We start from the raw sequence: 16,330 nt of genomic DNA on the forward strand, positions 1-16,330 counted from the left end.
GGCGAGGAGACACCACCCGGCAGCCGGCACGCCATACCGACAATGGCCAGCGGCTCGTCCGGATCGGCGGGCGTGACCGTATCGGTCACCGGTGCCGCCGACCGAGGCGCCGCGATGTCGCCGAACTCCTCCAGGAGATGACGGGCGAGGGCCAGCGGATTCGGGTAGTCGAAGACGAGCGTGGGAGGAAGCTTCAGGCCGGTCGCCTCGCGCAGCCGGTTGCGCAGTTCCACCGAGGTGAGCGAGTCGAAGCCGAGTTCCTTGAAGGCGGTGTCCGAGCGGACGCCCTCCGCCTCGCTGTGGCCGAGCACGACGGCGGACTGGGTCCGCACCAGGTCCAGGAGCAGCGCCTCCTGTTCGGCGGCCGTGAGTCCGGCCAGCCGGTCGGACAGCTGCTTGTTCTCGTCGGCGGTGCTCGCCGCGCGAGCCTGCTGCCGGCTCGTCCGTACGAGTCCGCGCAGCAGGTGCGGCACGGCCGCGCCCGCCGTTGCGTCGGCCCGCACGCCGCGCAGGTCCAGCTTGACCGGCACGAGGAGCGCCTGCCCGGCGCCGAGAGCGGCGTCGAACAGCTCCATGCCCTCGGCTGCCGATATCTCCAGCACACCGCTGCGGCTCGCCCGCGCCTGGTCGACGGCGCTGAGGTGGCCGGCCATGCCGAGCGACTGCTCCCACAGGCCCCAGGCGAGCGACAGCCCGGGCAGGCCCGCGGCCCGTCGGCTGCTCATCAGTCCGTCCAGGAAGGCGTTCGCCGCCGAGTAGTTGCCTTGTCCCGCGCCTCCGGACAGGCCTGCCACGGAGGAGTAGACGACGAACGCGTCCAGGTCCAGGCCGCGCGTGAGCTCGTCGAGGTGGCGTACGGCATTCACCTTCGGCGCGAACACCTTGGCCAGCCGTTCCGGCGTCAGCGCGCCGATCAGTCCGTCGTCGAACACACCGGCCGTGTGCACCACACCGCGCAGAGGCTGTGCCTGCGGCAGCGCGGCCAGCAGTGCCTCGATCTGCTCGCGGTCGGAGACGTCACAGGCCACGACGGCCAACTCCGCTCCCTGTTCGGCGAGTTCGTCCCGTAGCTCTTGCACGCCGTCGGCGTCCGGGCCGCGCCGGCTGGCGAGGACAAGGTGCCGCACGCCGTGCCGGACGACCAGGTGCCGGGCCGCCAGAGCGCCGAGCGATCCGCCGCCGGAGATCAGAACGGTCCCTTCCGGCCCGAACGTCGCCGCGGTGTCCGCGACATGACCGGTGAAGCGAGCGAGCCGCGGAATCGACATGCCTGCGGCGCGGACGGCGACCTGCGGCTCCTGCGCGGCCACCACCGGGCCCAGCACGGAGTCGAGGACCGAGTCCACGGCGCCTTCGTCGGCGGGATCGGTGTCGAGGAGGACGAAGCGGTCCGGGTTCTCGGACTGGGCGGCACGCACCAGGCCCCACACCGCCGCTCCGGCCGGGTCCGTCACCGCGCCGTCGGCGCCGGCGGGCACCGCGCCACGGGTCGCCACGACCAGCTGCGACTCCTCCAGGCCGTCCGAAGTCAGCCATGTCTGGACCACTTCCAGGACCCGGGAGGTCAGAGCGAGTACGGCGTCCTCGCCGTCGTCACCGACGGCCTCCAGGACCACCACCGCCGGTGCGGCACCGCTCGCGGCCACGGCCGCCACGTCGTCGGCCGTCGTCACCGGCACCCACGACGGCGGCAGCTCCGACCCGGGAACCGCCGGAAGTTCGCTCCACTCCAGCCGGAACAGCGCGTTGGCGACCGCCGTGTCGACCGGCGTCTGCAACTGCTCGGCGGAAACGGCCCGTGACACCAGCGAATCCAGCGTCACCACCAGGCCGCCCGCCTCGTCGGCCGCCTGGACCCTCAGCGTGTCCGCACCGTTCGGCGCGATCCGCACGCGCAGCGCCGAGGCGCCCGAGGCGTGCAGCACCAGGCCGTTCCACGCGAACGCCAGCACCGGCGCCGCGGAGTCGTCCGCCTCCGCGCCGGCCGCGTTCCCGATCGTCGCGGCCTGCAGAGCCGCGTCGAGCAGCGCCGGATGGACACCGAACCGGCCGGCGTCCTTGCGCTGTTCCTCCGGCAGCGCGACCTCGGCGAAGACCTCCTCGCCGCGCCGCCACACCGCCCGTACCCCCTGGAACGCCGGCCCGTAGCCGTAACCGCGCTCGGCCAGGTCGCCGTAGAAGTCGCCGACCTCGACGGACTCCGCGGCGACGGGCGGCCACGCGGCGAAGTCGACGTCGTTCTCCTGCGCCGCCGACGCGGCCGACACCGTGCCTGCGGCGTGCCGCGTCCATGCCTCACCGTCTTCGGCGGCATCCTCGCGCTGCGAGTAGATCTCCACGGTCCGCGAGCCGTTCTCGCCCGGCGCGCCGACGGCGACCTGGACCCGTACACCACCTTGCTGCGGCACCACGAGCGGCACCTCGATCACCAGCTCGTCCAGCACACCACAACCGGCCTCGTCACCGGCCCGTACGGCCAGTTCGACCAGGCCGCTGCCGGGAAGGATGACGACTCCGCCGACGGCATGATCGGCCAGCCAGGCATGGGACTTGAGCGACAGACGCGACGTGAAGACCAGACCGTCCGACTGCGGCAACCGCACCACGGCACCGAGCAACGGATGATCGGCCGCCGCCTGCCCGAGAGACGCCGCGTCCGTCGCCGATCCGGTCTCCCGCAGCCAGTAGTGCTTGTGGTCGAAGGCGTACGTCGGCAGGTCGATGTGTGCGAGCTGCCTGGTCCCGGCGGCCGGGAGGACGCCGGTCCAGTCCACGTTGACGCCGCGCACGAAGACCTCGGCCATGGAGGCCAGCAGGCGGCGCAGACCGCCTTCCTCGCGGCGGAGCGAACCGGTCACCACGGCGTCGGTGTCGGCGCCGCTCGTGTCGAAGGTCTCGGTGATCGGCTGGACCAGCACCGGATGCGCGCTGATCTCGACGAAGACACCGTGGCCCTGCCGGATCAGGTCGGCGACGGCAGGGCCGAAGCCGACCTGGCCGCGCAGGTTGCGGTACCAGTAGTCGCCGTCCAGGACACCGGCTTCAGCGATCCATGCGCCGGTGACGGTCGAGTAGAAGGGAAGCGCCGGCGCCTGAGCATCTATGCCGGACAGGGTCTCGGCGAGCGTTTCGCGGATGTCCTCCACATGGCGGGTGTGCGAGGCGTAATCCACCGCGACGCGCCGCACGCGAACACCGTCGTTCGCGAGAGCTGCGAGCGCCTCGTCCAGAGCCTCCGCGTCACCGGCGATCACCACGGACGACGGGCCATTGACCGCCGCGACCTCGACACGATCCGACCAACGCTCCAGCCGCCGGACCGCCTCGTCCTCGCTCAGCGCGACCGAAGCCATGCCACCACGCCCCGCAAGCTGCGCGCCGATCGCCTGGCTGCGCAGCGCCACGACCTTCGCCGCATCCTCCAGCGACAGAGCACCGGACACACACGCAGCCGCGATCTCACCCTGCGAGTGCCCCAGCACCGCATCCGGACGCACCCCGACCGACGACCAAACGGCAGCCAGGCCCACCATCACGGCAAAGCTGGCCGGCTGCACCACATCGACCCGCTCCAGCAGCTCCGGCTCCGCCTCACCCCGCAGCACCTCAACGAGCGACCAGTCCACCCACCGCTCCAGCGCAGCCGCACACTCGGCGATCCGCTCCGCAAAGACCGACGACTCGGCCAGCAACTCCCGGCCCATCCCGACCCATTGCGAGCCCTGACCCGGAAACACCCACACAACCTTGCCCGGCGTCCCCGAACCCGAGACCACACCCGCCGCACTCTCACCACGCGCCAGCGCACCCAGTCCAGCCAGCGCCTCCGCCTGTGAACCGGCCACCACCACCGCACGCTCACCCAGCACCGCACGGCCGGTAACGAGCGCCCGGGCCACCGACGCCGGCGACACTTCCTCGGCACTCTCGATGAACGCCGCGAGCCGCTCCGCCTGACCGGCCAGCGAGGCTGCGCTGCGCGCCGACACCACCAGCGGCACCACACCCGTGGACCCGAGCGCCGGTTGCTGCGCCGCCTCTTCGGGCGCCTCCTCCAGGATCAGATGCGCGTTCGTGCCACTGACGCCGAACGCCGACACACCAGCCCGGCGTGGACGCCCCTCCGTCCTCGGCCACTCCCGCGCCTGCGTCAGCAACTCCACCGCACCGGCGGACCAGTCCACCTTGGATGTGGGAGCGTCGACGTGCAGTGTCCGTGGCAGCACACCGTGCCGCAACGCCTGCACCATCTTGATCACGCCGGCCACACCGGCGGCGGCCTGCGTGTGTCCGATGTTGGACTTCAACGACCCGAGCCACAGCGGCTTCTCCGCGTCCCGGCCCTGTCCGTACGTCGCCAGCAGCGCCTGCGCCTCGATCGGGTCACCGAGGACCGTACCCGTGCCATGGCCCTCGACCACGTCCACGTCGTCCGGGCCCAGACCGGCGTTGGCCAGAGCGCCGCGGATGACACGCTGCTGCGCGGGCCCGTTCGGAGCGGTCAGGCCATTGGACGCGCCGTCCTGGTTCACGGCGCTGCCGCGCAGCACCGCCAGCACCTTGTGACCCCGTTCGCGCGCCACCGACAGCCGCTCCAGCACGACCACGCCGACGCCCTCGGCCCAGCCCGTGCCGTCCGCGCCGTCCGCGTACGCCTTGCAGCGGCCGTCGGTGGCCAGGCCGCGCTGGCGCGAGAACTCCACGAAGGCACCGGGGTTGGCCATCACGGTCGCGCCGCCGGCCAGCGCCATCGAGCACTCGCCCTGCCGCAGCGCCTGCGCCGCCAGGTGCATCGCCACCAGCGACGACGAGCAGGCCGAGTCGATGGTGACCGCCGGGCCCTCGAAGCCGAAGACGTACGACACCCGGCCCGATGCCACACTCGTCGACCCGCCCGTGCCCGCGAATCCCTCCAGTTCCGGAGTGACCACGCTGGCGCCCGGTGCCACATAGCCCTGTCCGAACACGCCGGAGAACACACCGACATCGGTGCCCTTCACCGAGACCGGGTCGATGCCGGCGCTCTCCAGCGCCTCCCAGGAGGCCTCCAGGAGCAGTCGCTGCTGCGGGTCCATCGCCAGCGCCTCGCGCGGCGAGATCCCGAAGAACCCGGCGTCGAACAGGCCCGCCTCATGGAGGAAGCCGCCCTGATCGGTGTACGTGGTGCCCGCACGCTCCGGGTCCGGGTCGAACAGGCCCTCCAGGTCCCAGCCACGGTCCTCGGGAAACCCGGTCACGGCGTCGCGGCCGTCACGCACCAGTCGCCACAGGTCCTCCGGGCCCGCCACTCCGCCGGGCAGCCGGCACGCCATGCCCACCACGGCCACCGGCTCCCGCGAGGCGTCGGCGAGCCGGCGGTTCTGCTTCTTCAGCGAGCCGACCTCTTCGAGCGACGCCCGTAGCGCCTCGACGACCTTTTCGTACGACGCACTCACTTGAATTCCCCAATCTTCCGGGTGTCGCAGGGTTAGTTGTCGCCGAGCGCCAGCTGCACGAGATCGTCGACGTTCAGGTCGGCGATCGCCTTCTCGTCGTCGGTGTCGTCCAGTGCGCCGGTGGCGGGTTCGCCGTCGTCGAGGGCGACCAGCTTGACCAGGGCGTCCATCAGTCCGGCCGCTCGGAACCGGGCCAGCGGGAGCGATGCGAGTGCGTGCCGCAGCCGTGCCTCGTCCACGTCCGGTGCGGCCGCGGTGCCGTCCGGGAACAGTTCGGTGTGCAGGTGGCGGGCCAGGGCCTGCGGGTTCGGATAGTCGAAGACCAGCGTGGCGGGCAGTTTCAGGCCGGTCGCCTCGCGCAGCCGGTTGCGCAGTTCGACGGATGTGAGCGAGTCGAACCCGGTGTCCTTGAAGGCCGTGTCCGGCCGGACACCGTCCGGTCCGGCGTGTCCGAGCACGACCGCGGCCTGAGTACGGACCAGGTCCACGAGAGCCTTCTCCTGGTCGGCGGCCGCAAGACCGGTGAGGCGGCGCAGCAGCTCGCCGTCCCTGGCGGATCCCGTCTGCGCCTGCTGGCGGCCGGCACGGACCAGGCCGCGCAGCATGTGCGGCACGCCGCCGCTCGCCGCCGCTTCGGCGCGCACGGCCCGCAGGTCCAGCTTGGCCGGCACGAGCAGCGACTGCTCCGACGCCAGCGCGGCGTCGAACAGCTCCATGCCCTCTGCCAGGCTCATCATCTGAAGGCCACCGCGCCGGCTCATCCGGGACCGAGTGAGGTCGTCGGTGTTGGCCGCCATGCCGCTGCTCTGCTCCCACAGACCCCAGGCCAGCGACAGTCCAGGCAGACCGGCCGCCCGGCGCGTGGCCATCAGACCGTCCAGGAAGGCATTGGCCGCCGCGTAACTGCCACTGCCCGCACCCATGAACACCGCCGACACGGACGAGTAGACGACAAACGCGTCCAGCTCCAGACCACGCGTCAGCTCGTCCAGATGACGTACGGCATCCACCTTCGGCGCGAACACCCGCGCCAGCCGCTCCGGAGTCAGCGCTCCGATCACACCGGCGTCCAGGACACCGGCCGTGTGCACGACACCGCGCAGAGGCTGTGTGCCGGATTCGGATATCGAGGCCATCAGGGCCTGTGCCTGGTCGCGGTCGGACACATCACAGGCCACGACGGAGACGGTCGCGCCCTGTTCGGTGAGCTCGGCGACCAGTTCCCGCGCGCCTTCGGCGTCCGGACCGCGCCGGCTGGCCAGGACCAGGTGTCGTACGCCGTATCGGGAGACCAGGTGCCGGGCCGCGAGCGCGCCCAGCGATCCGGTACCGCCCGTGATCAGAACCGTCCCTTGCGGGCCGAACACCGGTACCGCGTCCGTACCTTGAGCGGTGGCGCGAGCGAGGCGAGGTACGTGGAGGGCCGTGCCGCGCACCACGATCTGCGGCTCGCCGCCTGCCTGTGCCACGGCCAGGATGGCCGCCTCCGAAGCTTCCGAATCCGCCGAAGCCGCCGAAGCCGCCGGGTCGGTGTCGAGCAGAACGATCCGGTCCGGGTTCTCGGCCTGCGCGGCACGCACCAGGCCCCAGACGGCCGCTCCGGCCGGGTCCGAGACCGCGCCGTCGCCACCGGCAGGCACCGCGCCACGCGTGGCCACGACGAGCCGCGACTCCTCGAGACCGGCGGTGCTCAGCCACGCCTGCACCACGCTCAACACCCGTGCGGTCAGGGCGAGTACAGCGTCCTCGCCGTCACCGCCGACGGCCCGCAGGACCGCCGTCGCCGGCACATCGCCGGCACCGGCCAGCGCCGCCACGTCCTCGGCCGAGTCCACCTGTGCCCACGACGGCGCGACGGCCACGGCGTCCTTCGCCGACGGCAGCTCGGTCCACTCCACCTGGAACAGCGAGTCGGTGACGGCCGAGTCACCGGAGCGGGCCAGCTGCTCGGCGGACAGCTCCCGCATCACCAGCGAGTCCGCCGCCACCACCGGACCGCCGGCCTCGTCCGCCGCCTCCAGCGCGAGCACGTCGGACCCGTCGACGAGCAGCCGCACACGCAGCGCCGAGGCGCCCGAAGCGTGCAGCACCAGGCCGTTCCAGTCGAGCGGTTGGCGCACTGTGTCGCCGTCCGGCGCCGTACCGCTGAGCGAGTGGGCGTGCAGGGCGGCGTCGAGCAGCGCCGGGTGGATGCCGAACTTCGCGGCGTCCTTGCGCTGTTCCTCGGGCAGCGCGACCTCGGCGAACACCTCCTCGCCGCGCCGCCACACCGCACGCACGCCTTGGAACGCCGGGCCGTACTCGTAACCCTGCTCGACCAGTCCGCCGTAGAAGTCGCCGACCTCGACAGGCTCCGCACCGGCCGGCGGCCAAGCCGCGAAGTCGTAATCCGCTCCTCGGTTCGAAGCCGACTCCGACTCCGAGTCCGACAGCATGCCGGTGGCGTGCCGCGTCCACGTCTGCGCGTCGCCGTTCGCGTCCTCGCGCTGCGAGTAGATCTCCACGGTCCGCGAGCCGCTCTCGCTCGGCCCGCCCACGGCGACCTGGACCCGTACGCCACCCTGCTCGGGCACCACGAGCGGCGCCTCGATCACCAGCTCGTCCAGCACACCGCAGCCGGCCTCGTCACCGGCCCGTATGGCCATCTCGACCAGGCCCGAGCCAGGCAGGGCGACGACTCCACCGAGGAGGTGATCGCCGAGCCACGGATGCGTCTTCAGCGACAGGCGCGACGTGAACAACAACCCTTCGGAGTGGGGAAGTCGGACCATGGCACCGAGCAGCGGATGATCGACGGCGGCCTGTCCCAGTGACGTCGCGTCGGTGGCGGTCGGTGCCGTGTGGAGCCAGTAGTGCTGGTGGTCGAAGGCGTACGTCGGCAGGTCGGTCGGAGCCGACTTGGCCAGGTCGTTCGGGAGCACGCCGCTCCAGTCCACCGGCACGCCACGGACGAACACCTCGGCCATCGAGGCCAGCAGCCGGCGCAGACCGCCTTCCTCGCGGCGCAGCGAACCGGTCACCACCGCGTCCGTGTCGCTCTCATCGAGGGCTTCGGTGACCGGCTGGACAAGGACCGGATGCGCGCTGACCTCGACGAAGACACCGTGGCCCTGGCGGATCAGCTCGGCTGTGGCCGGGCCGAAGCCGACCTGGCCGCGCAGGTTGCGGTACCAGTAGTCGCCGTCCAGGACGCCGGCTTCATCGATCCATGCGCCGGTGACGGTCGAGTAGAACGGCACCAGCGGCGCCTGAGCATCGATGCCGGAGAGAGTGTCGGCCAGCGTCTCGCGGATGTCCTCCACGTGCCGCGTGTGCGAGGCGTAGTCCACGGCCACGCGCCGCACCCGGACACCGTCGTCCGACAGGACTCGCAGCGCCTCGTCAAGGGCCTGCGCGTCACCGGCCACGACCACAGAGGACGGGCCGTTGACGGCCGCGACCTCGACACGATCCGACCAACGCTCCAGTCGCCGGACCGCCTCGTCCTCCGTCAGCGCGACGGAAGCCATGCCACCACGCCCGGCCAACCGCTCACCAATCGCCTGGCTGCGCAGCGCCACGACCTTCGCCGCATCCTCCAACGACAGAGCACCGGACACACACGCAGCCGCAATCTCACCTTGCGAGTGACCAACCACCGCATCCGGCAGCACACCCACCGACGACCAAACCGCGGCCAGACCCACCATCACCGCGAAACTGGCCGGCTGCACGACATCCACGCGCTCCAGCAGCTCCGGCTCCGCCTGCCCGCGCAGGACGTCCACGAGCGACCAGTCGATCCACGGCTCCAGCGCGGCCGCACACTCCGCAACCCGCTCCGCAAAGACCGGCGAATCGGCCAGCAACTCCCGGCCCATCCCGACCCATTGCGAGCCCTGACCCGGAAACACCCAGACGACCTTGCCCGGCGGTACGGAGCCCGTGCTCCCGGACACCACACCGGACGCGCTCTCACCACGCGCCAGCGCACCCAGCCCGGCCAGTGCCTCCTCGTCGGAGTCGGCCACGACCACCGCACGCTCACCCAACAGCGCCCGGTTGGCGACCAGCGCTCCAGCGACACCCGCCAGCGGCACCCGACCGGCGTCCTCGGCACTCTCGATGAACGCCGCGAGCCGACCCGCCTGACCTGCCAGCGAACCGGCACTCCGCGCCGACACCACCAGCGGCACCACGCCCGTGGACACGAGCGACGACTGCTGTGCCGCCTCTTCCGGCGCCTCCTCCAGGATCAGATGCGCATTCGTCCCGCTGATACCGAACGAGGACACGCCCGCACGACGCGGACGACCGTCCCGCGGCCACTCCCTCGCCTCGGTCAGCAGCTCGATGGCGCCATCCGTCCAGTCCACCTTCGTCGTGCGCTGCTGCGCGTGCAGCGTCGGAGGCAGTACGCCGTGCCGCAGGGCCTGCACCATCTTGATCACGCCGGCCACACCGGCGGCGGCCTGCGTGTGTCCGAGGTTCGACTTCAACGACCCGAGCCACAGCGGCTGTTGCGGATCCCGGTCGCGGCCGTACGTCGCCAGCAGCGCCTGCGCCTCGATCGGATCGCCGAGGACCGTACCCGTGCCATGGCCCTCCACGACGTCCACGTCCGCCGGAGCGAGCCCGGCGTTGGCCAGCGCCTTGCGGATGACCCGCTGCTGCGAAGGACCGTTCGGAGCGGTCAGGCCGTTGGACGCGCCGTCCTGGTTGACGGCGCTGCCGCGCAGCACCGCCAGCACCTTGTGCCCGCGCTCCCGTGCCACCGACAGCCGCTCCAGCACGACCAGGGCCACGCCCTCGGAGAGCACGGTGCCGTCCGCGTCGTCGGCGTACGCCTTGCAGTGGCCGTCGGCGGCCAGACCGCGCTGGCGCGACATGCCGAGGACGCCGATCGGCGATCCCATCACGGCGACGCCGCCGGCGAGCGCCGTAGAGCACTCGCCCTGCCGCAGCGCCTGCGCGGCCAGGTGCATCGCCACCAGCGACGACGAGCACGCCGTGTCCACGGTGACCGCCGGGCCCTCGAAGCCGAAGACGTACGACACCCGGCCCGAGGCCACGCTTCCGGCGGTGGCGGTGGTGGCGAAGCCTTCGAGTTCGGCGGGCAGGCTGGTCAGGGACTCGACGTAGTCGTGAATGGAGACGCCGGAGAACACGCCGATGTTGTCGCCGCGTGCCGCGGTCGGGTCGATGCCCGCGCTCTCCAGCGCCTCCCAGGTGGTTTCGAGGAGCAGCCGCTGCTGCGGGTCCATCGCCAGCGCCTCGCGCGGCGAGATCCCGAAGAAGCCCGCGTCGAAGTCTCCGGCGCCCTGTAGGAAGCCGCCCTTGGTGGAGTACGACGTGCCCGCGTGGTCCGGATCCTCGTCGAACAGGCTGTCCAGGTCCCAGCCGCGGTCGTCCGGGAAGCCGGACATGCCCTCGCGGCCTTCCTGCACCAGGCTCCACAGGGACTCCGGGCCGGTCACTCCGCCGGGCAGCCGGCAGGCCATGCCGACGATCGCGATCGGCTCGTCGGGGTCCGTGCCCGCGGCGGCGGTCGCGGCGGGTGCGTCGACGGCGCTGTCCCCGAGTTCCTCGCGCAGATAGCGGGCGAGGGCCTGTGGGGTCGGATAGTCGAAGATCAGCGTGGCGGGCAGCTTGACTCCGGTCGCGCCACTGAGTCGGTTGCGCAGTTCGACGGCGGTCAGCGAGTCGAAGCCGAGGTCGCCGAACCCCTTGGTGCCCTGTGTCAGTTCCGGGCTGGTGAAGCCGAGTACGGCGCCTGCCTCGGCCTGGACGACGGACAGCAGGACGCTCTCCTGCTCGTCCGCGGAGAGCCCGGCGAGCCGGCGGACCAGCGCGCTGCTGTCACCGGCGACCGTCCGCGCCGTGCGCCGGCCGGCGCGTACCAGGCCGCGCAGCAGGTGCGGCACTGCTTCGCCGGCCGTGGCCTGGCCGCGCAGTGTCTTCAGGTCCAGCTTGATCGGCACGAGGAGTGCCTGGCCCATGTGCAGGCCGGTGTCGAGGATGCGCAGGCCTTCGGCCTGGGTCAGCGCGAGGACGCCGCCGCGGCTCATGCGGGCCTGGTCCACGGCGCTGAGGTGCGCGGTCAGGCCGTCGCTCTGCTCCCACAGGCCCCAGGCCAGTGACAGTCCGGGCAGGCCCGCCGCGCGGCGCTTGGCCATGAGTGCGTCGAGGTAGGCGTTCGCGGCCGCGTAGTTGCCCTGGCCCGCCGATCCCATGAGAGCGGCGGCGGACGAGAACACGACGAACGCGTCGAGGTCCAGGTCGCGGGTCAGTTCGTCGAGGTGGCGCACCGCGTCCACCTTGGGTGCGAACACCGCGGCGAGGCGCTCCGGTGTGAGCGTCGCGATGACCGCGTCGTCGAGCACTCCGGCCAGGTGCACGACGGCGGTCAGCGGGTGTTCGTCCGGTACGGCGGCGAGCAGCGCCTCGACCTGCTCGCGGTCCGACACGTCACAGGCCACGACGGACACGGCCGCACCGTGCTCGGTGAGCTCGGCGACCAGTTCCCGTACGCCTTCGGCGTCCGGACCGCGCCGGCCGGCCAGCAGCAGACGGCGTACACCGTGCCGCTCGACCAGGTGCCGGGCCACGAGGCCGCCCAGGGAGCCGGTGCCGCCGGTGAGCAGGACCGTGCCGTGTGGCCGGAACACCGCGGGCGCGTCCGGGACCTGTCCGGTGACGCGTGCGAGCCGTGGCGCCGACAGTGCCGTGCCGCGCAGCGCGAGCTGCGGTTCGTCGCCGGCGAGTACCGCGCCGAGGACGGCTGCCGGTCCTTCGTCGGAGGCCGGGTCGGTGTCGAGGAGGATGATGCGGTCCGGGTTCTCGGCCTGCGCGGCGCGCACCAGGCCCCACACCGCCGCTCCGGCCGGGTCGGTGACCACGCCGTCACCGGCGGGCACCGCGCCGCGCGTGTGCACCACGAGGCGTGACTGCTCCAGGCCGTCCTCGGCCAGCCATGTCTGCAGCATGTTCAACACGTGCGAGGACAGGGCCAGCACTGTGTCTTCGCCGTCGCCGCCGTCGCCGCCGTCGCCGCCGTCGCCGCCGACGGCCCGCAGGACCGCCACCGACGGTGCTGCGGCGGTGCCGGCCAGCGCGGTCACGTCCTCGGCTGTGGCCACCTGTGTCCAGGACGGTGCGGGCGCGGTGGTCTGGGCCGCAGGCAGTTCGGTCCACTCCACGCCGAACAGCGCGTCGCGGCTCTCGTCCGCCGCGGCGGCGTCGAGCTGGTCGGCGGAGACCGGCAGGGACACCAGCGAGTCCATGGTCACGACCAGGCCACCGGTCTCGTCGGCGGCCTGGAACGACAGTGCGTCCGGGCCGCACGGCGCGACGCGCACGCGCAGTGCGGAGGCTCCGGCGGCGTGCAGGACGAGGCCGTTCCAGGCGAACGGCAGCACCTTGCGGTCGTCGTCCGGGTTGGCGAGGGCGTTGGTGTGGAGGGCTGCGTCGAGCAGTGCCGGGTGGATGCCGAACCTGCCTGCTTCCTCGCGCTGTTCCTCGGGCAGCGCGACCTCGGCGAAGACCTCCTCGCCGCGCCGCCACACGGCCCGCATGCCCTGGAACGCGGGCCCGTAGGCGTAGCCGCGCTCGGCCAGGTCGCCGTAGAAGTTCTCGACGTCGACCGGCTGCGCGCCGGGCGGCGGCCACGCGGCGAAGTCCACGTCGGCCTGCGCGGCCTTCGGTGCGGCCGACAGGAGTCCGGTGGCGTGCCGCGTCCACACGCCGGTGCCGTCCTCGCTCGCGTCGTCCTCGCGCAGCGAGTACACGTTCACGGTGCGCGAGCCGGTCGCGCCGGCTCCGCTCACCGCGACCTGGACGCGTACGCCGCCGCGTTCGGGCAGCGCCAGCGGTGCCTCGATGACCAGCTCTTCCAGGACGCCGTAGCCGAACTCGTCGCCGGCGCGGATGGCGAGGTCGACGTAGGCGGTGCCGGGCACGATGACGACGCCGCCGATCGCGTGTCCGGCGAGCCAGGGGTGGGTGGCGAGCGAGAGGCGCGAGGTGAAGACCAAGCCGTCGGACTGCGGCAGTTGCACCACGGCGCCGAGCAGCGGATGGTCGGTCGCGGCCAGTCCGAGCGATGCCGCGTCCGTGGCGGAGCCGCCCATCGAGATCCAGTAGTGCTGGTGGTCGAAGGCGTACGTCGGCAGGTCCACGCGGGCCGTCGCCGCCGTGGCGGGCAGCACCTTGGTCCACTGCACCGGTACGCCGTGCACGAACAGCTCCGCCATCGAGGTGAACAGGCGGCGCGGCCCGCCTTCCTGGCGCCGCAGCGAACCGGTCACCACCGCGTGCATGTCGCCGTCGGTCTCGTACACGATCTCGGTGATCGGCTGGACGAGGACCGGATGCGCGCTGACCTCGACGAAGACACCGTGGCCCTGGCGGATCAGCTCGGCCACGGCCGGACCGAAGCCGACCTGGCCGCGCAGGTTGCGGTACCAGTAACCGCCGTCCAGGACACCTGCCTGGTCGATCCATTCGCCGGTGACGGTGGAGTAGAACGGGATCTTCGGTGCCTGGGCGCTGATTCCGGCCAGCGCGTCGGCGAGGACGTCGCGGATCCGCTCCACGTGCCGGGAGTGCGAGGCGTAGTCCACGGCGATCCGCCGCACGCGCACGCCTTGGTCCTCCAGAGTGTCCAGCGCCTCGTCCAGGGCCTGCGCGTCACCGGCCACGACCACGGACGACGGGCCGTTGACGGCCGCGACCTCGACACGATCCGACCAACGCTCCAGCCGCGCGACCGCCTCGTCCTCGCTCAGCGCGACCGAGGCCATGCCACCACGCCCGGCAAGCTGCTCGGCGATCGCCTGGCTGCGCAGCGCCACGACCTTCGCCGCATCCTCCAGCGACAAGGCACCCGCGACACACGCGGCCGCGATCTCACCCTGCGAGTGACCGACCACGGCGTCCGGCTCGACACCCACGGACGCCCAGACGGCGGCCAGACCCACCATCACCGCGAAGCTGGCCGGCTGCACCACATCGACCCGCTCCAGCAGCTCCGGCTCCGCCTCACCCCGCAGCACGTCCACGAGCGACCAGTCCACCCACCGCTCCAGCGCGGCCGCACACTCGGTGATCCGCTCCGCAAAGACCGGCGAATCGGCCAGCAGCTCCCGGCCCATCCCGACCCATTGCGAGCCCTGACCCGGAAAGACCCACACAACCTTGCCCGGCGTCCCCGAACCCGAGACCACACCCGCCGCGCTCTCACCACGCGCCAGCGCCCGCAGCCCGTCCAGCGCCTCCGCCTGTGAACCGGCCACCACCACCGCACGCTCACCCAGCACCGCACGGCCCGCCGCCAGCGCGCCCGCGACGTCCGTCAGCGACGTGCCGGTGGCGCCTTCGACGAAGTCCGCGAGCCGCTCGGCCTGGGTCGCCAGGGAAGCGGCGGTTCCGGCCGAGACCACCAGCGGCACCACGCCACCGGACGCCGTCTCCGCAGCGGCGGACGCGTCAGCGGAATCCGCGGGCGCCTCCTCCAGGATCAGGTGCGCGTTCGTCCCGCTCGCGCCGAACGACGAGACACCTGCCCGGCGCGGACGGCCCTCCGTCCTCGGCCACTCCCGCGCCTCCGTCAGCAGCTCCACCGCGCCCGCCGACCAGTCCACCTGCGGAGTCGGCGCGTCCACGTGCAGGGTCGCCGGCAGCACGCCGTGCCGCAGCGACTGCACCGTCTTGATCACACCGGCCACGCCGGACGCCGCCTGCGTGTGCCCGATGACGGACTTGACCGAGCCGAGCCACAGCGGCTTCTCCGGCTCCCGGCCCTGTCCGTACGTTGCGAGCAGTGCCTGCGCCTCGATCGGATCGCCGAGGACCGTACCGGTGCCGTGGCCCTCCACCGCGTCGACGTCGGACGCGGAAAGCCCGGCGCCGGCCAGGGCCTTGCGGATCACGGCCTGCTGAGCGGGCCCGTTCGGCGCCGTCAGACCGTTCGACGCGCCGTCCTGGTTGACGGCGCTGCCGCGTATCACCGCGAGGATCCGGTGACCGCGCTCCTTGGCCACCGACAGCCGCTCCAGGAGCAGGACGCCGACACCTTCGGCCCAGCTGGAGCCGTCGGCTCCGGCGGCGTACGACTTGATGCGTCCGTCGAAGGCGAGGGCCCGCTGCCGTGCGAAGCCGACGAAGCCGCCCGGCGTCGCCATCACCGTGGAGCCGCCGACGAGCGCCATCGAGCACTCGCCGCGGCGCAGCGCCTGCGCGGCCAGATGCGTCGCCACCAGCGAGGAGGAGCACATGGTGTCGACGGTGACCGCGGGGCCTTCGAGTCCGAGGGTGTAGGCGACGCGTCCGGAGGCGACGCCGCCGGCGGTGCCGAGTGCGCGTTCCAGGCTGAGGAAGTCCTCGTGGCCACTGAGGTCCGGTGCGTAGTCCTGGTGCACCATGCCGGCGAACACGCCGATGTCGCTGCCACGCACCGAGTGCGGATCGATGCCGGCCCGTTCGAGGGCCTCCCAGGACACTTCGAGCAGCTGCCGCTGCTGCGGGTCCATCGCCAGTGCCTCGCGCGGCGAGACACCGAAGAACGCGGCGTCGAACTGGCCCGCGTCGTGCAGGAAGGCGCCTTCGCGCACATATGTCGTGCCCGGGTTGTCGGGATCCGGGTGGTAGAGGCCATCGAGGTCCCAGCCGCGGTCCTCCGGGAAGGAGGTGTAGACGTCGGTGCCTTCGGACACCACCTGCCACAGGTCCTCGGGGCTGCGGATCCCGCCGGCGTACCGGCAGGCCATGGAGACGATCGCGATGGGCTCCGTGGCCGCGGCAGCGAGATCGCTGTTCTCCTGCTGAAGCCGGGCGTTCTCCTTCAGCGAGGCCCGCAGGGCCTCAACAACCTGCTCGTCCGGCGCGGGCATACCCATCCTCCACGATTCCTTCGCCAT

At 72.3% G+C, this 16,330-nt stretch carries 1 protein-coding gene and 1 pseudogene; both read right to left on the minus strand.

What is annotated here, in order from left to right:
- A pseudogene (locus ACWC0C_RS44570) lies at window positions 1-5,396 on the minus strand (type I polyketide synthase); the annotation flags it as partial.
- A gap of 71 nt (window positions 5,397-5,467) precedes the next feature.
- Window positions 5,468-16,303, minus strand: a complete 10,836-nt coding sequence (locus ACWC0C_RS44575) for a type I polyketide synthase (RefSeq protein WP_450870625.1) — start codon at window positions 16,301-16,303, stop codon at window positions 5,468-5,470.
- Between the last annotated feature and the right edge of the window lie 27 nt (window positions 16,304-16,330).

This window comes from Streptomyces sp. NPDC001709 (assembly GCF_053596375.1).

Bases quoted from the DNA above. Each gene is read 5' to 3' on its own strand.
- ACWC0C_RS44575 (WP_450870625.1), bottom strand. From the start codon at position 16,303: ATGCCCGCGCCGGACGAGCAGGTTGTTGAGGCCCTGCGGGCCTCGCTG.